This window comes from Streptomyces sp. Z423-1 (assembly GCF_013009255.1).
GTDB lineage: Bacteria > Actinomycetota > Actinomycetes > Streptomycetales > Streptomycetaceae > Streptomyces > Streptomyces gossypiisoli.
The window spans coordinates 3941196-3957309 of record NZ_CP053109.1 but is presented as its reverse complement, the minus strand read 5'-3'; the positions used below and the strand labels follow the sequence as shown (position 1 = coordinate 3957309).

13 protein-coding genes, 1 tRNA gene and 1 pseudogene are annotated in these 16114 nt (G+C 72.2%); 7 read left to right on the top strand and 8 right to left on the bottom strand.

The window, feature by feature from the left end; genetic code table 11:
- The first annotated feature begins 121 nt into the window (after positions 1-121).
- The gene (locus tag HJD23_RS17700) at positions 122-1729 is read left to right on the top strand and encodes an alpha/beta hydrolase (RefSeq protein WP_171109671.1); all 1608 of its coding nucleotides are present in this window, start codon (positions 122-124) and stop codon (positions 1727-1729) included.
- Positions 1730-1836: 107 nt separating this feature from the next.
- Positions 1837-1910: transfer RNA gene (locus HJD23_RS17695), tRNA-Thr, on the top strand.
- A 596-nt stretch (positions 1911-2506) separates the two neighbouring features.
- On the opposite strand, the pseudogene HJD23_RS43830 reads toward HJD23_RS17695, so the two are convergent.
- Positions 2507-2932: pseudogene (locus HJD23_RS43830) on the bottom strand (site-specific integrase); the annotation flags it as partial.
- Between the two features lie 128 nt (positions 2933-3060).
- Between HJD23_RS43830 and HJD23_RS17690 the strand changes: the two are divergent.
- Both HJD23_RS17690 and HJD23_RS17685 read left to right on the top strand, forming a co-directional pair.
- Positions 3061-3558: a hypothetical protein gene (locus tag HJD23_RS17690; protein WP_171109672.1), complete on the top strand. Its 498-nt coding sequence runs from the start codon at positions 3061-3063 to the stop codon at positions 3556-3558.
- A gap of 103 nt (positions 3559-3661) precedes the next feature.
- The gene (locus HJD23_RS17685) at positions 3662-4246 is read left to right on the top strand and encodes a hypothetical protein (protein WP_232108271.1); all 585 of its coding nucleotides are present in this window, start codon (positions 3662-3664) and stop codon (positions 4244-4246) included.
- 13 nt (positions 4247-4259) lie between these two features.
- Here HJD23_RS17685 and HJD23_RS17680 read toward each other — a convergent pair whose 3' ends face one another.
- Positions 4260-5219: a D-2-hydroxyacid dehydrogenase family protein gene (locus tag HJD23_RS17680; RefSeq protein ID WP_171109674.1), complete on the bottom strand. Its 960-nt coding sequence runs from the start codon at positions 5217-5219 to the stop codon at positions 4260-4262.
- A 508-nt stretch (positions 5220-5727) separates the two neighbouring features.
- Here HJD23_RS17680 and HJD23_RS17675 point away from each other — a divergent pair.
- Positions 5728-9360 (top strand): BTAD domain-containing putative transcriptional regulator, encoded by a 3633-nt coding sequence (locus HJD23_RS17675; protein WP_171111587.1) that lies wholly within the window; start codon positions 5728-5730, stop codon positions 9358-9360.
- A gap of 27 nt (positions 9361-9387) precedes the next feature.
- Here the strand turns inward: HJD23_RS17675 and HJD23_RS17670 are convergent, their stop codons facing one another.
- Both HJD23_RS17670 and HJD23_RS17665 read right to left on the bottom strand, forming a co-directional pair.
- Entirely contained in the window at positions 9388-11082 is a 1695-nt protein-coding gene (locus HJD23_RS17670; RefSeq protein ID WP_171109675.1) for a bifunctional 3'-5' exonuclease/DNA polymerase, read from the bottom strand.
- 35 nt (positions 11083-11117) lie between these two features.
- Positions 11118-11864 carry a Clp protease N-terminal domain-containing protein gene (locus tag HJD23_RS17665; protein WP_171109676.1) on the bottom strand — a complete coding sequence of 249 codons (747 nt, stop codon included), beginning with the start codon at positions 11862-11864 and terminating at the stop codon, positions 11118-11120.
- Between the two features lie 100 nt (positions 11865-11964).
- On the opposite strand from HJD23_RS17665, the gene HJD23_RS17660 reads away from it, so the two are divergent.
- Positions 11965-13161: a DUF2786 domain-containing protein gene (locus HJD23_RS17660; RefSeq protein WP_171109677.1), complete on the top strand. Its 1197-nt coding sequence runs from the start codon at positions 11965-11967 to the stop codon at positions 13159-13161.
- Between the two features lie 862 nt (positions 13162-14023).
- On the opposite strand, the gene HJD23_RS17655 is transcribed toward HJD23_RS17660, so the two are convergent.
- From HJD23_RS17655 to rpmB, 4 genes are all read right to left on the bottom strand, one after another.
- Positions 14024-14542 (bottom strand): DUF4232 domain-containing protein, encoded by a 519-nt coding sequence (locus HJD23_RS17655; protein WP_171109678.1) that lies wholly within the window; start codon positions 14540-14542, stop codon positions 14024-14026.
- 91 nt (positions 14543-14633) lie between these two features.
- On the bottom strand, positions 14634-15206 hold the full coding sequence (locus HJD23_RS17650; RefSeq protein ID WP_332112411.1) for a hypothetical protein: 573 nt from the start codon (positions 15204-15206) through the stop codon (positions 14634-14636).
- Between the two features lie 130 nt (positions 15207-15336).
- Entirely contained in the window at positions 15337-15642 is a 306-nt protein-coding gene (rpsN, locus tag HJD23_RS17645) for a 30S ribosomal protein S14 (protein WP_171109679.1), read from the bottom strand.
- The gene (rpmB, locus tag HJD23_RS17640; protein ID WP_141315687.1) at positions 15642-15878 is read right to left on the bottom strand and encodes a 50S ribosomal protein L28; all 237 of its coding nucleotides are present in this window, start codon (positions 15876-15878) and stop codon (positions 15642-15644) included. The genes rpsN and rpmB overlap by 1 nt, the downstream gene beginning before the upstream one ends.
- A gap of 62 nt (positions 15879-15940) precedes the next feature.
- Here rpmB and rpmG point away from each other — a divergent pair, with 62 nt between their 5' ends.
- Positions 15941-16105, top strand: a complete 165-nt coding sequence (gene rpmG / locus HJD23_RS17635) for a 50S ribosomal protein L33 (RefSeq protein WP_003999141.1) — start codon at positions 15941-15943, stop codon at positions 16103-16105.
- Positions 16106-16114 lie beyond the last annotated feature (9 nt).

The following is a 16114-nucleotide window of genomic DNA, read 5'->3' as shown; positions in this document are numbered from 1 at the left end:
GCCCGTCACCCCCGGCACAGCCTGTTGACGGCATCCCTCGTCCGTGGGACAGCCACCACTCGTCCGAGGCACAAGCCGTACGCACAGCACTCAATCCATCGCACAGCGTTACGCTCGCTGGATGTACACAAGGCGCACCCACCGCAGGTCCAGGACCATGTTCAGTGCCAGGTCCCGCACCGGAGCCACGTTTCTCGCCCTCGTGGCGCTGGTCGTCTCCGCCTGCTCCTCCGGGAGTTCGACGAGTTCCGCCAGCTCGCCGGCGGCCCAGGCGGCGGCGCTCGCGGCGCTGCCCCAGGCGACGCCGTCCGCCCTGGCGTCGTACTACGGGCAGAAGCTCAGCTGGCGCTCCTGCGGTGTCCCCGGCTTCGAGTGCGCCACGCTGCGAGCACCGCTCGACTACGCCAGGACGGACGCCGGCGACGTACGGCTCGCGGTGGCACGCAAGAAGGCCACGGGACCGGGCAAGCGGCTCGGCTCGCTGCTGGTGAACCCGGGCGGGCCGGGCGGTTCGGCGGTCGGCTACCTGCAGTCGTACGCCGGGATCGGCTACCCGGCGCAGGTGCGCGCCCGGTACGACATGGTCGCGGTCGACCCGCGCGGAGTCGCCCGCAGCGAGCCCGTCGAGTGTCTCGACGGGCGGAAGATGGACGCGTACACGCAGACGGACGTCACTCCCGACGACCAGCGGGAGGTCGACGGGCTGGTGGACGCGTACAAGGGCTTCGCCGAGGGGTGCGGGGCCGACGCGCCCGAGCTGCTGCGGCATGTCTCGACGGTCGACGCAGCCCGGGACATGGACATCCTGCGGGCGGCGCTGGGGGACCGGAAGCTGACGTACGTGGGGGCGTCGTACGGGACGTTCCTCGGTGCGACGTACGCCGGGCTCTTCCCGAAGCGGGTGGGGCGGCTGGTCCTGGACGGCGCGATGGACCCGACGGTGTCGGCCCGCCGGCTGAACCTGGAGCAGACGGCCGGGTTCGAGACGGCGTTCAAGGCGTTCGCGAAGGACTGCGTACGGCAGGCGGGCTGCCCGCTCGGCGGCCGTGGGGCGGGGCCGGAGCAGGTCGGCCGTGCCCTCAAGGCGTTCTTCGACAAGGTCGACGCGAAGCCGTTGCCCACGGGCGACGCGGACGGCCGCAGGCTCACCGAGTCCCTGGCCACCACCGGTGTGATCGCGGCGATGTACGACGAGGCGGCCTGGCAGCAGCTGCGCGAGGCGCTGACCGCGGCGATGAAGAAGAACGACGGCGCCGGGCTGCTCGTTCTGTCCGACAGCTACTACGAGCGGGAAGCCGACGGCCGTTACTCGAACCTGATGTACGCCAACGCCGCCGTGAACTGCCTGGACCTCCCGCCTGCCTTCGGCACCCCCGACGACGTACGCAAGTCGCTGCCCGCCTTCGAGAAGGCGTCCCCCGTCTTCGGCGAAGCCCTCGCCTGGGCCGCGCTGAACTGCGCGTACTGGCCGGTCGCGCCCACGGGCGAGCCACACCGCATCGAGGCGAGGGGCGCGGCGCCGATCGTCGTGGTCGGCACCACCCGCGACCCGGCGACCCCGTACCGCTGGGCCCAGTCCCTGTCCCGCCAGCTCTCCTCCGGCCGCCTCCTGACCTACGACGGCGACGGCCACACCGCGTACGGCCGCGGCAGCGAGTGCATCGACCGTACGATCAACACGTACCTCGTCCGCGGCACCCCACCCACGGACGGAAAGCGCTGCTCCTAGCGTCGCGCCCGGCCTCGGAGCCCCGCGCTCCGGGGCCGGTACGGAGCACCCCCGGAAACTGTGTAGACTTACCGACGTTGCTGATCGCACCATAGTGCGGACAGCGCGCCGCCTTAGCTCAGATGGCCAGAGCAACGCACTCGTAATGCGTAGGTCTCGGGTTCGAATCCCGAAGGCGGCTCTCTCCAAGCCCAGCTCAGACGGTGTCTGAGCTGGGCTTTCTCGTTCAGCGGATGCGGCGGCGACGTTGCGCGCGTGCCGCGCGGCGGTCCGCGGTCTCAGTCTTGGGCTCAGTTGTGGGTTTCGGGCGAGGCATGAACGTGTCTCCCATGCGGCGCATCGCGTCCGTCGACCGGGTTTGCCGGCCCGTTCCGTCGAGGAACGGGGCCCGGAGCACCCCTGTCGGAATGACTGGCGTCGCCAGCATGAGTGCGCGGGCCAGGGTGAGGAAGGCTTCGTGGGTGTGGTCGCGGATCTCCCAGCGGATCCGCAGGCGGCGGAACCAGTGCAGGGGGACGAACGCGCGCTGCCGCCCCACTCAGCGCCTGGTGCCGTGCTCGGTGCCGCGGCGGGCGATGAGCGGCTTCACGCCGAGATCCCGGACTGGACGGCCTTGTCGTTGTCGTAGCCGCATTCGTCGGCACCACGTCCGGTCGGCGGCGGGGTCGGCCGTGCTTGCCCCGGACCGGCGGTACGGCTTGGAGCAGCGGGATCAGCTAGTTACGGGATCAGCTAGTTATAAGGGCTGACCGGCACAGCGAATGGGACCACCGCCCCCTTGGCTTCGTGCAGCCGGATCGGCGGGAGTCCAGAGGCGGTGACGAGCGCTCGAAGAGGTCGGTCACCTTGCCGGGATGGAGCCAGGGGCCGTCTTCCTGGGTGAAGACCAAGCCGGTGTCCACTCAGGCGGATTCCCACCCCTCGCGGTGTCGCTTCCGGACGTCGACGGTGTCGTCGTCGAGCGCGACCACGCGGAGGCCGTTGTCCGTCATCGAGGTTGGTCTCCGACCAGGGTTGCCGCATGCCACGCCGCTCGCCCTGCCGCAGGCCGCGGAAGGTGATGAGGTGCCACATCGCCTACAGCCGGTCCTCCGCGACGAAGTCAAGGCAGACGAAGTCGAGGAAGGTGCCAGTCTGCTCGGGCGTCCAGACCATCACGGGCGAGGGCTTCGCGCCTGTCTGCTCCCACTTGCCTGTCTGCTTCCACTTGCATGGACAGCGTGCTGCGGCACGATCAGCGCCTGGTCGAGGTCTGACCCGACGGCCCCCGGCCCAACAAAGCAGTGACACGCCGGGACCGGTCCCGGGCGACGTCCCCTACCGTCCCGGCCATGAACATCCTGCGCAGGCCGAAGTTCTGGGTGCGACTCGTGTCGGTTGCCGCGCTCCTGGGGGCCGGATGGCTGCTCCTGGTCCCCCGCACGGCCGCGTACTTCGTGGACGACGAAGGCCACCCGTACGACATGAGCGTCCTGTACTCCTGGGACACGAGCGACCAGGCCATGATCCTGCCGGGTGGCTTCTTCGAAGATGACGACAGCGGCGGGCAGGACGGCCTTGTGTCAATGGTCAGGCTTGACTGCGGAACCGCGTTCACGGCTGGTGAGAACGAGGACTGGCGGCCCGGCGACGGGGAAGAGGCGTGCTCCGAAGTGGAGACACCGAGGCGGTTCTTCGGCGTCTGCCTCATCCTGCTCGGCTCCGCCGGACTGTGGGCCGCCCCCAGGCTGGCTCACCTGCGGTCCCGCATGCCCTGGATGCCCTGGGCCACACGGGGCAGTGAGGGCGACGAGGGACGCCGTCTCTCCGGGGGCCCCGGACGTCCGTAGGGGGAGGAAAGTCGTGGTACGGGAGTGCTGGTTCTGCGGGAATGCCACATCAGCGTCGTGGCACGACCGCGTCCTGGGGCTGCACCGGGACACCGACACCACCATGACCCCATGGATCGTCGTCCTGCGCACCACGTGGCGCCAAGAAACCGTGCATGTGCCACGCTGTGCCCGCTGCCACACCGGACATCAGATCGAGCAGGCCGCGGCGATGCTCTCCATAGCCGCGCTGATCGCCTACGCCGCCAGCGGCCAGCTGGACCGGCTCCTCGGCATTCTGCCGACTTCGGCCGGAGGGCGGACGGTCGCAGCAATCTGGGCGGCAGTGGCCTGCCTGCCGGCACTCACCTGGATCGCCGTCAGGCATGGTTGGCTGCCGTGGCGGCGTCTGGCACCCCACCGCCTGAGCTACGCCCGCCACCACCCGGAGTTCCTGCGGCTCCTGGACGAGGGCTGGAAACCCAGGCCGGGTCCTTTTCCCCACTGGGGAAACCCGCCGAACCCCCACCCTCCGCCGCCGAGCAGGTTCCGGCGACTGATCGGAGGCGTCATCGACCTGGTCGGAACAGCCTGCGTCATCGCCGTCCCCATCTCCTATTTCCAGGGCTACGAAGAACTGGCCGGAGGTTTCATCGCGGCGACGGCAGGGCTGTTCTTCCTGTCCTCGAAGATCAAACCCGAGAACTGAACGCCGCTCTGGGTCAGCCGAGGAGGCGGATTGGGGTGCCGTTCAGGTACGCCTGGATGTTTTCGATCGCCTGGTTGTAGTAGCGCTCGTAGTTCGCGTGTGAGACGTAGCCGAGGTGCGGGGTGGCCAGGAGGTGGGGGGCCGTGCGTAGGGGGTGGTCGGTGGGGAGGGGTTCTGTGTCGTAGACGTCCACCGCCGCGCCGGCGATGCGGCCCTCGTGGAGGGCTGTGAGGAGGGCCTCCTGGTCGATGATCGCTGCGCGGGAGGTGTTGATCAGGTAGGCCGTGGGCTTGAGGAGGGCCAGTTCGGCCGGGCCCAGGAGGGAGCGGGTGCGGTCGCTCAGGGCCAGGTGGACCGAGACGACGTCGCTCGTGGTGAGGAGGTCCTCCTTCGTGGGGGAGAGGTGGACCCCGAGTTCGTCCGTGCGCTCCTTGGTGAGGTTCTGGCTCCAGGCCGTGACCTCCATGCCGAAGGCCAGGCCGATGCGGGCGACGCGGCTGCCGATCTTGCCGAGGCCGAGCAGGCCCAGGCGGCGGCCGTGCAGGTCCGCGCCGACGGTGGACTGCCACGGGCCGCCGGTGCGCAGCGCGGTGTTCTCCTGGACGATGCCGCGGGCCAGGCCCAGGACCAGGGCCCAGGTGAGTTCGACCGGGGGAGTGGGGGAGCTCTCGGTGCCGCAGACGGTGACGCCGTTCGCCTGTGCGGCGGCGTAGTCGATCACTGAGTTGCGCATGCCGGACGCGATGAGGAGCTTGAGGCGGGGGAGCCGGTCGAGGAGCGAGGCGGGGAAGGGGACACGTTCGCGCAGGGTGACCACGAAATCGAAGTCGGCGAGGGCCGCGACCAGTTCGTCCTCGGTGGGGAAGTGGTCGGGGAACGGGATGACCTCCACGCGGTCGCCGAGCGGGGTCCAGTCGGCGATCGCGGTCGCGACGCCTTGGTAGTCGTCCAGTACGGCGCAGCGGTATCGCATGTCTCGTCCTCCCCGGGTGTCGGTGTCTCCCCCAAGGGTGGCGGGTCCGCCTCGCTGTGCGGACGCGGGCCCCCGTCGTTCACCTCTGACGACCGGGGCCCACTGGCGTCCCGGATCCGGCCGCGGCGGCGACACTCCCCCGAGCTGCGCGACGTACGCGCGCACCGTCGGGCCAGATCCGATGATGTGATCACATCAGGTCGCACCAACGGATCGCTAACATGTGGCCAATGGTTTTCCGTCGGCGTTGGCTGGCTGGTTGGCTCGTTGGATCGCTGGTTTTGTGGCTCGTTGGCTCGATTCGAGGTTGGCGTGAAGTCGCCGGGCGATCGCGGGAAGCGCCGTGACGGTGGTGGATTCGGTGCCGGAGCGGTGGCGGGTTCCGGTGCCGGAACCGTGGCGGGTCCTGGTGGTAGTCGTCCACGTGCGGGTGGCGGGAGGTCCGTCTTGTGCGACGGAGCCTGCCCGGCATCGGGTGTGGGCATGTAGGAAGGCTGTGGGCGGTGTGATGCGGTGCGGGCCCCGGTTCGGACTGCGGTTTGGTTTGTTGGGACCGCCTGTTCTGTACGAGCCGTGTGAGGGTGAGAGGTACGAGCACGCCGACGACTCCCGTGCCTCGTACGACGTCGGGGGCGCGGGCGCCGGACGGCCGGGGCTTGCCGTGCGGGCCGTCGGTAGCCCCAAGGCGCGTGTTCTGCTGGCCGCGTTGCTGCTCGAAGCCGGGCGGGTCGTGCCCGTCGCGTCGCTCAAGGACGCCTTGTGGGGTGGCGCACCGCCGCCCTCCGCGCACGCCTCCCTGCACAACCACGTCGCTCGACTGCGCCGGATGCTCGACGATCCGGGACGGCTGCGTGCCGTGCCGCCGGGGTATCTGCTGCGGGTCGAACAGCGCGAGCTGGACGTCCATGTCTTCGAGAGCCATGTCGCCGCGGCGCGCGCCGCGCACGCCGGGCGTGAGTGGGAGCGGACGGTGCGCGAGTGCACGCGGGCGCTCGCGTTGTGGCGGGGCGCGCCCTTGAGTGGGCTGCCGGCCGAGGTGGGCGGGTACGCGTTTGTGCAACGGCTGGTCGAGGCGCGGCTGCTGGTACTGGAGTGGCGGTACGACGCCGAGCTCGCGCTGGCAGAACCCGGGGCGGCCGGGCGTGATCGACTTGCCGGACTTGTACCGGAGTTGGCCGCACTCGCCGCCGAGTATCCGCTCCGCGAGGCGTACCACCGCCAGCTCATGCTCGCCCTGCACCGCACGGGCCGCCACGCCGAGGCCCTCGCCGTCCATCGTGATCTGCGCACCCGGCTCGTGGAGGAGTTGGGGGTCGAGCCGGGGGCGGGCGTGCGCGAGGCTCATGTGGAGGTGTTGCGGGGAGGTGTGCCGGAGGGCGACGGAGAGGGGCAGGAGGAGCTGTCGGGCGAGGCGGTGTCCACCGGGAGTGTGGTGCGGACGGCCGTGAACGCCGGGCCCGGGGTATGCGCGCAAGCGCCGGCACCCCTGCCATCCCAACTCCCCCCACCTCCCGCCCACTTCACCGGCCGCTCCGCCGTGCGCGACGCCCTCCTCGCGTCTCTCACTCAGCCCGCCGCCCTCGCCGTCGTCAGCGGTATGGCCGGCGTCGGCAAGAGCGCACTCGTGCTGCATGCCGCGCATGCTCTGGCGGAACGTTTCTCCGATGGTCAGCTTTACGTCAATCTGCACGGCGCCACCCCCGGCATGAACCCCCTCACCCCGGGCCAGGCACTCACCGCACTCCTCCGCGACCTCGGGGTCGACCCCCGCCGCGTCCCCGAACACCCCGATGCCGCCGCCGCGTTGCTGCGCTCCCTGCTCGCGCCGACGTGCACGCTCATGGTGCTGGACGACGCCGCGAGCGCCGCGCAGGTACGGCCGCTGCTGCCGGCCGGCGCCGGGTGCGCGGTGATCGTCACCAGCCGTTCGCCGCTGACCGCCCTCGACGGCGCCCGCCGCTTTCCGCTCACGCCGCTGAGCAGTGCGGAGAGCGCGGCGCTGCTGCGCGCGGTGTCCGGGCGGGACGGGCTCGACGCCGATCATCCGCTCGTCGAACTCACCGGCCGGCTCCCGCTCGCCCTGCGGGTCGTCGCGGCCCGGCTCGCCGCGCGCCGGGCGCTCACGCCGGACGTACTCGCCGGTCAACTGGCCGCCACCGAGGGGCGGCTGCATCATCTGGAGTACGACGACCTGAGCGTACGGCGTTCCCTCGCCGTCGCCCATGACGCGCTCGCTGCCTCCGACCGCGAGGCCGACCGGGATGCCGCCCTCGCGCTGCGCCGCGTCGGCGCGCTCGACCTGCCCACGTACGGCGCATCCCTGATCGCCCGCCTCACCGGCACCGACGAGCGCCGCGCCGAGGCCGCGCTGGACCGGCTGGTCGACGTGGCCCTCCTGGAGGAGACGGCGTACGCCCGCTACGCACCCCACGACCTGGTCCGCGACTTCGCCCGCGAACTGGCCGCGGGCCGGCACAGCGCCGACGACGCCGGTGAACGCGACCGCGCGTTCGAGTCGGCCCCGGTGGAGGGGGAGCCTGACGGGTTGACCGAGGCGGGTCGTGCCCGCGGTGCCGTCCCGGTGGAGGGGGAGCCTGACGGGTTGACCGGCGCGGGTCGTGCCCGCAGCGTGGCCCCGGTGGAGGGGGAGCGTGACGGGTTGACCGGCGCGGGTCGTGCCCGCACCGCCGCCCCGGTGGAAGGGCGCCGCGACGAGATCACCGACACGACCCGCGCCCGCACCGCCGCCCCGGCGACAGGGCGCCGCGACGAGATCACCGACACGACCCGCGCCCGCACCGCCGCCCCGGCGACAGGGCGCCGCGACGAGATCACCGACACGACCCGCGCCCGCACCCCCGCCCCGGCGGAAGGCCACCGCGACGACACCACCGACACCACCCGCCCCCGCACCCCCGCCCCCGCGCCCCACCCACCCCGCACGGTCCACGTCGGAACCCATGCTGCTCGCCCCCGCACCCCGGCCTACCCGCATGCCGTCGACGACCTCGTCGACACCGCCCTGCGCTGGTACGCCGCCACAGCCGAACGCACCCTCACCGCCATCGTCGAACCCGGCCTCGACCAGGACGACCGCCGGCGCCCCACCGTCGCACAGCCGCCGGAGCATGCCGCGTACGTGACCACCGTTGCCGCCTTCGACGGGAGCGAGGCGGCGTTCGCCTGGGGTGACGGCGAGTTGGGCAACGTCGTCGCGCTGGTCGAGGCGTATGCCGACGGCGCCTGCGAGCGCCGTGCCGCCTACCTGTCCACCCTCCTGCGGCTCCTCTTCCCCTACCTCCACCGCAGCGGCCGTGTCCCCGAGATGGAGCTGCTCGGGCGGGCCGCGCTCGGATTGGCGCGGCGGCTCGGGGACGCGGCGGCCGAGGCGTACGCGCTGGGCGACCTCGCCGGGATGCACTTCCTCACCGGGCGGCAGAGCGAGGCGCTCGCGCTCAACGACCAGGCGCTGGCGATCTGGCGGCGGCTCGGGGTCGTCTCCTGGATCCGGCGCTGCCTCAACAACCGCGGGCTGCTGCTCGAAGGGCTGGGACGGTACGCCGAGTCCGAGGACGCGCTGCGGCAGAGCCTCGGGTACTCGCGCCAACTGAACGATCCGTACGGCGAGGCCGTGACGTACAGCCATCTCGGCAATCTGTACGAGCACACCGACCCGCGCGCCGCCATCGAGCAGCACCGCCGCTCGCTCGCCCTCGGCGCCGGGATCCGCGCCGTCATCGTGCAGCACTCCGCGCACTGCAACATCGGCTACGCCCACCTCGCCCTCGGCGAACCGGCCGCCGCCGTCGAGCACTTCGAGGAGAGCTTGCGCGTCCTCGGCGGCCACGCCGACTGGCACGGCGAGTCCCAGACCCGGCTCGGCCTGGTCCGCGCGCTGCGGCAGCTGGGCCGCACCGAACGGGCCGAGCGCGAGTGCGCGGAGCTGCTGCGCCGTGCCGACGCCCGCTCCGACCGGTACACCGGCGGCCTCGGCCGTCACCAGTACGGTCTGCTGCTGCGTGACCAGGGGCGCGAGGACGACGCGCACCAGGCGTGGCGCACCGCCCTCGCCGATCTGGACGGGACGGACGAGCACGCGGTCGTCACCGAACTCCGGTCCCTTCTCCCCAGTGCCTCCTGATCACTTCGCTCCCCAGTGCCTCCTGAATCACTTCGCGTCCGCATAGCACTCCACCACCGCCGTCGTGAACGGGAACCTCACCGGCGTCTCCCCGAACGTCAGCCGGGCCGCCACGGCCCCCGCCTCCCGGATCGCCGCCACCACCGCCTCCGCCTCCTCCGCCGGGCAGTGCACGATCACCTCGTCGTGCTGGAAGAAGACCAGCTCGGCCGCCATGTCCGCGCAGGCGCGGCGCAGCGCGGCGAGCAGCAGCAGGGTCCAGTCGGCCGCACTGCCCTGCACGACGAAGTTGCGGGCGAAGCGGCCGCGGGCGCGGGCGTTGGTGGAGGCGTAGCCGGGGACCCATTCCTGACCGCCGACGACGGGTTCGAGGGACTCCTCCTGCGGGAGTCCCGCCTCCTCCGCCGCGTCCTCGCCCGCCCCGGCGGCCGGCGGGCAGGTCCGGCCCAGCCACGTCCGCACCAGCCGCCCCTCCTCGCCCGCGCGGGCCGCCTCGTCGACGTACGCCACCGCCTTGGGGAAGCGGCGTCTGAGCGCGGCGAGGTTCTTCAGGCCGTCGCCGGAGGTCTGGCCGTAGATCGCGCCGAGCACGGCGAGTTTGGCCTGGGCGCGGTCGCCGGAGAAGGCGCGGTCGGAGACGGACTGGTACAGGTCGCTCTCGCGGCCGGCCACCTCCATCAGGCCGGGGTCGCGGGAGATCGCGGCGAGCACACGCGGCTCCATCTGGTCGGCGTCGGCGACGACCAGCCGCCAGCCGGGGTCCGCCACCACGGCACGCCGGATCACCTTGGGGATCTGCAGGGCGCCCCCGCCGTTGGTCACCCAGCGGCCGGTGACCGTGCCGCCCGCCAGGAACTCCGGCCGGAACCGCCCGTCCCGCACCCAGTCCTGCAGCCAGGACCAGCCGTGCGCGACCCAGATGCGGTACAGCTTCTTGTACTCCACCAGCGGCTTCACCGCCGGATGGTCCAGGGACTCGATCTCCCAGCGCCGCGTGGAGCCGACCTTGATCCCGGCCTGCGCGAAGGCCTTGATCACGTCGGCCGGCAGATCGGGCCGCACCCGGCGCCCGAACGCGGCGGACACCTCGTCCGCCAGCTCGGCCAGGCGGCGCGGCTCGCCACCGCCCGCGTACCGCTCGCCGAGCAGTTCGTGCAGCACCTCGCGGTGCACCTGCGCGCTCCAGGGCACGCCCGCGCGGTTCATCTCGGCCGCCACCAGCATCCCCGCCGACTCGGCGGCCGTCAGCAGCCGCATCCGGTCGGGGTGCGCGGTGCGGTCGTGCCGCCGCTGCTGTTCGGCGTAGACCGCGAGGAGGTCGTCCAGGGGCAGGCGAACGCCCTGGGGCTCGAACAGCGGGGGCTGCGCGCCCGGTTCGGCGGCGCGCGGGGGCGGGTCGGGCGGTACGGGGCCGCCGCGCAGGCGGGCGAGCGCGGCGGCGGCCGAGCGGGGTTCGCCGTACCGCCCCTCGTGGCCGAGGAGGAGGGTCTCGGCGTCCTCGATGTCGTAGCACCGCTCCACTCGCACCCCCGTGGCGAGCAGCCGCGGATAGACCTCGGCGGTCGACCGCCACACCCACCGCGTGACGTACGGCCGACTGCGCACCGCCTCCGCCAGGTCCCCCTCCCGCCGCACCGGCCCGGCGGGCAGCCCGTCCGGACCGAGGGGGGCGACCTCCACGCCACCGTCCTCGGCCGGAGCGAGCGCCCATCGATCGGCCATGCATGCGAGTGTCGCAGCAGGGTCTGACAACGCCCTCAGCTCTGCGCTTCGCCCTGCTCGTCGAGGGTCGCCTTGATCTTGGCGAGTGCCTCGGCGAGGTACTCCTCCGTCGCGGGCTTGGTGAGGCCGAGGCCGGACAGGACGCCCTCGCCGTTCTCGAACTCCAGCAGGGCCAGGAGGATGTGTTCGGTGCCGATGTAGTTGTGGCCGAGGCGGAGGGCCTCGCGGAAGGTGAGCTCCAGGACCTTCTTGGAATCCGACCCGTAGGGGACGAGCTCGGGCGCCTCCTCGGCGGCCGGCGGCAGCACCGCCTCGGCCGCCTCGCGGACCGCATCAAGGGTGACTCCCCGAGCCGTGATCGCCTTGGCGGCCAGGCCTTCGGGTTCCGCGAGCAGCCCCAGGATCAGGTGCTCGGGCAGCCCCTCGGCGTGACGCGCGTGCTTCGCCGCGCTGTGCGATGCCATGACCACCGCGCGCGCCCGGGGCGTGTAGCGGCTGAAGCCCTGGCTGGGATCGAGGTCCATGGACTCCTTCGGCACGAAGCGCTTCTGCGCGGCCTGCCGGGTGACGCCCATGCTCTTGCCGATGTCCGTCCAGGACGCGCCGGAACGCCGGGCCTGGTCCACGAAGTGGCCGATCAGATGGTCGGCCACGTCGCCCAGGTGCTCCCCGGCGAGTACGGCGTCCTGGAGCTGGTCGAGGGGCTCGTCGTGGACCTTCTTGATGGCCGCGATGAGGTCGTCGAGACGGATGGATGACGTGATGTCGGGGTTCGTCGCCATGTGTCAACCGTAGGTTGACAGTCGCGCAGCGTCAACCCCGAGTTGACACCTGGCTCCGGCTGCCGGCATGGGCTCCCGGAACGCATGACACGATCCCCACGTGGACACCAGCACCGTCGACCGCGCCTTCCGCGCCGCCCTCTACGCCCCCACCGACGACCGCGCCGCCCTCGACACCGGCGCGTCCCTGCTCGCGGCCGACCCGGCGGCGGACGCGGAACTCACCCGGCGGGGGCTGGAGTTCGTCGCCGGGGCCTGGCGGCGCGGCTGGCAGCCCGCCGACGTCGTACGGATCGTCCGCCGCGAACTGGACGACGTACACGAACGCCTCGTATCGGCGCTGATCCTCGAACAGGCACCGCACGACCGCCCGCACGACCGCCCGCGCGGCCCGCGCTGGGCGGCGCAGCTGGCCCAGCTCGCCGAGGAGCCCTCCGGCACGGCGCCCCGCACCGACCGCTTCACGCACGCCACCGCCGTCCTGGAGCTGTACCGCGTGCTGCTCCGCCTGCCCACCCTCGAAACCCTCGACGAGACGCAGCCGCCGCCGCAGTCGCAGTCGCAGTCGTCATCACGGACCAAGTCGCACGCACACGCGAAACAAACGAAGTCCGAGTCCCGCATGCTGACCCGTATCCGCGCGCTGCTCGCGAAGGCAGAGGCGACCGGGTTCCCGGACGAGGCGGAGGCGCTCAGCGCCAAGGCGCAGGAGTTGATGGCGCGGCACAGCATCGACGAGGCGCTGCTCGCGGGCCCGGCGCAGGGCGGTGGCGGGCCGACGGCCTGGCGGATCGGCGTCGACCAGCCGTACGAGCAGGCCAAGGCGGTGCTGCTGGACGCGGTCGCCGCCGCCAACCACTGCCGCGCCGTGTGGAACGAACCCCTCGGCTTCTCCACCGTCGTCGGCTTCGAACCCGACCTGGAGGTGGTCGAACTCCTCTACACCTCGCTCCTCGTCCAGGCCACGACCGCGATGACGAAGGCGGAGGCCGCTCAGCGCGCGGGCGGGCGCAAGCGTACGAAGACCTTCCGGCAGTCCTTCCTCGCCGCGTACGCCCACCGCATCGGCACGCGTCTCGCCACCGCTGCCGAACAGGCGGCCACTGAGGCCCTGGCGGCGGGCGACCTGCTCCCGGTGCTGGCCTCCCGCGAAGTCGCGGTCACCGAGCGCATGGAGAGCATGTTCCCGGAGACGACCACGACACGGCTGCGCGGAGTGACCGACGCGGCGGGCTGGACGGAGGGGTCACGCGCGGCGGACCGGGCGGAGGTGAGGTCGCGGCCGCGGCTTGACTGACTGGCCGCGGCACCGGCAGCTGCCTGCCCGTCCCCGGCTCGGCTGGCCCCGTCCCCGGCTCGGCTGACTGGCTCCGCCCGGCGTCGGCTGGCTGGGTCCGCCCGGCGTCGGCTGCCTGGTCCCGCCCGGGCTTGGCTGGCTGGCTTCGCGCTTGTCTTGGCTGGCTGGTCCCGTTCCGGCTTTGGCCGGCTGCGCGCTCGCCTGCCTGCTCCGTCCCGCCTCGGCTGGCCCCGTCCTCGGCTCGGCTGGCTGATCCGCCCTCGTTTTGGCTGGCTGCGCGCTCGCGTCCACTGCCTGCTCCGGTCCCCGGCTCGGCTGGCCTTGTCCCCGCCTTGGCTGGCTCCGTCACCGACTCGGCTGGCTGGCTCCGCCCGGCGTCGGCTGGCTGGCTCCGCCCCGGCTTCGACTGTCTGGTCCCGCCCGGGCTTGGCTGGCTGGCTTCGCGCTTGTCTTGGCTGGCTGGTCCCGTTCCGGCTTTGGCCGGCTGCGCGCTCGCCTGCCTGCCCCGTCCCGCCTCGGCTGGCTGGTCCGCCCTCGCTTTGGCTGGCTGCGCGCTCGCCTCCACTGCCTGCTCCGGTTCCCCGCCTGGGCTGGTTCCGTCCTCGGCTCGGCTAGCTGGTCTGCCCTCGTTATGGTTGGCTGGCTGCGCGCTCGCCTCCACTACCTGCTCCGGTTCCCCGCCTCCACTGCCCGCTCCCGTCCCCGCCTCGGCTGGCTGCCTCCGCACGGCCTTGGCTGGCTGGCTGCGCGCTCGCCTCCGCTGGCTGGTCCGCCCGGCCTTGATTGGCTGGGTCCGACCCGCCTCGGCTGACCGGCCCTGCCCCCGCCTAGGACGACTGGTCCCGCCCGCCTCGCCTGCCCCTCAGTCGCCCGCCTGCTGAAACGCCCCCACCGACGCGTCCGGGGCGCCGCCCGCGGCGAGTGCGACAGGACCGTACGACCACTCGAAGCTCTGCGTCGCCGACCCGCCCGGCAGGCCGATCTTCACCGTCGTGGCGTCGAGGCCGCCGTCGCCGCCCGCCTCACCCCGTACGTACGTGATCGTGAACGTCGCCGCCGTGTCCTTGGCCAGCGTCAGCTTCTGCGCCGTCGCCGCCTTGTCCGTCGGTACGGTCGCGGAGGTGCCGTCGGCGTGCAGGTCGACGGCGGGGAAGCCGTCCAGGGTGCACTCGGCGCCCTGATTGGTGACCGTCACCGGGATGTTGCCGGTGTCCCCGGCGACGGGCGCGGCGTTGGCGGGGCCGACCTCCACGCCGACCTCGTCGAGCGCGCACGCGGAAGTGTCCTGGCCACCGCTGTCGCCTTCACCGCCCCCACAGGCGGTCAGCAGCAGAGCGGCGGCGAGGGCGGCGGAGCCGACGGTGAGGGAAGTGGCGCGCATGAGTGGATCCCCTGGGTTCGTGACGATGCCCCTGGATCATCACGTACGCCCGCACGACACGGTCATCCGACCCTCCCCCAACCGCCTCACGTCACGAGCCGAGCCCCGCCGTCGGCAACCCCGACGGCATCTGCCCGCCCTCGGCCTTGGTGTACGTCTCCTCGCCGAGACCGCCGTCCCACGTCACCTTCAGAGTCGTGGAGCTGACGGAGTCGACCGTGCCGGTGCCGCGCTTGTCCTTGCCCTGCGTGCAGGTGAGCCGGATCGTCTGCCGGTCCGACGCCTCGCCCACGCGCCCACTGCACACGGTCCCGCCGGTGGCGAACAGCCCGGCTTGCTCGCCGGTGACCACCAGCGCCACCGCCTGACCCTCGCTGGTGGCCAGCCAGCTGCCCTCCAGCTCCCCGGCAGCCGCGGACGGCGAGCCGCCACCCCCACCGGTACCGACCGACGACGTACCAGGGCTGGGGCTGGGGCTGGAGCTCGCCGAAGCCCCGCCCGACTCGGACTCCGACCCGGAGTCCGAGCCTCCGCCCCCGCTGCAGCCAGTCAGCACGACCGCCCCCACCACACCCGCGGCCACGGCCACGATCCGCCACCGCCCGCGCACCACACCGCGGGCATAGGCCGCCGAAGTCGTCGCCGAAGTCGTCGCGGATGTCACTGCATGCCCCCAGGGATGAGCCGGTTGCTGGTAGCCGGTGGGCCGTACGAGCCGCGTCGCCGCACAGCCGCATTTGCGGTACAGCCACACAGCCCTACGACCGCAGCAAGCTACCAGCCCGTAACCGCACCTACCAGGACGACTTCCGCACCCCCGGCAGATACCCCGCATGCGCCTGCTCCCGCAGACCCACCCGGGACAGCCCGAACGCCCGGAAGTACCCGCGCGGCCGCCCGTCCACCTGGTCCCGGTTGCGTACGCGCGTGGCGCTCGCGTCACGTGGCTGCTTGCGCAGCTCCCGCTGTGCGGCGAGCCGTTCCGCGTCCGTCGACGACGGCCGTCGGACGATCTCCTTCAGTTCGGCCCGCCGGGCGGCGTACCGCGCGACGATCTCCTGCCGCTTCTCGTTCTTCGCGATCTTGCTCTTCTTGGCCATCAGACCTTCACCCCCCGGGCGCGGATGCGGGCCACCGCCGCCTCGACGCCGATCACATCGACCGTCTTGATCCCCTTGGTGCTCAGCCGCAGCCGTACGTACCGGCCCTCGCTGGGCAGCCAGTAGCGCTTGGTCTGGATGTTGGGGTCGAAGCGGCGCGAGGTGCGCCGGTGGGAGTGGGAGATGCGGTTGCCGAAGCCTGGCTGGGCGCCGGTCAGCATGCAGTGGGCGGACATGGGTGACGTACCTCTCCATGGTCTCTGTCGTAAATGGAATTCATTTTCAGTAACATAGCAGCATGGCACGCAACGAACTCCGCCCGGTCATCAAGCTCCGGTCCACCGCCGGCACGGGCTACACGTACGTCACCCGCAAGAACCGCCGCAACGACCCGGACCGTATGACCCTGCGCAAGTACGACCCGGTCGTCGGCCGCCACGTCGACTTCCGAGAGGAGCGCTGAGCCACCGCC

What these genes read in the sequence shown, in the direction of transcription:
- HJD23_RS17670 (WP_171109675.1), bottom strand. Translation starts at nt 11,082, where the DNA reads ATGGCCGATCGATGGGCGCTCGCTCCGGCCGAGGACGGTGGCGTGGAG.
- HJD23_RS17700 (WP_171109671.1), top strand. Translation starts at nt 122, where the DNA reads ATGTACACAAGGCGCACCCACCGCAGGTCCAGGACCATGTTCAGTGCC.
- HJD23_RS17690 (WP_171109672.1), top strand. Translation starts at nt 3,061, where the DNA reads ATGAACATCCTGCGCAGGCCGAAGTTCTGGGTGCGACTCGTGTCGGTT.
- HJD23_RS17680 (WP_171109674.1), bottom strand. Translation starts at nt 5,219, where the DNA reads ATGCGATACCGCTGCGCCGTACTGGACGACTACCAAGGCGTCGCGACC.
- HJD23_RS17675 (WP_171111587.1), top strand. Translation starts at nt 5,728, where the DNA reads ATGCGGTGCGGGCCCCGGTTCGGACTGCGGTTTGGTTTGTTGGGACCG.
- rpsN (WP_171109679.1), bottom strand. Translation starts at nt 15,642, where the DNA reads ATGGCCAAGAAGAGCAAGATCGCGAAGAACGAGAAGCGGCAGGAGATC.
- rpmB (WP_141315687.1), bottom strand. Translation starts at nt 15,878, where the DNA reads ATGTCCGCCCACTGCATGCTGACCGGCGCCCAGCCAGGCTTCGGCAAC.
- HJD23_RS17665 (WP_171109676.1), bottom strand. Translation starts at nt 11,864, where the DNA reads ATGGCGACGAACCCCGACATCACGTCATCCATCCGTCTCGACGACCTC.
- HJD23_RS17685 (WP_232108271.1), top strand. Translation starts at nt 3,662, where the DNA reads ATGACCCCATGGATCGTCGTCCTGCGCACCACGTGGCGCCAAGAAACC.
- HJD23_RS17655 (WP_171109678.1), bottom strand. Translation starts at nt 14,542, where the DNA reads ATGCGCGCCACTTCCCTCACCGTCGGCTCCGCCGCCCTCGCCGCCGCT.
- rpmG (WP_003999141.1), top strand. Translation starts at nt 15,941, where the DNA reads ATGGCACGCAACGAACTCCGCCCGGTCATCAAGCTCCGGTCCACCGCC.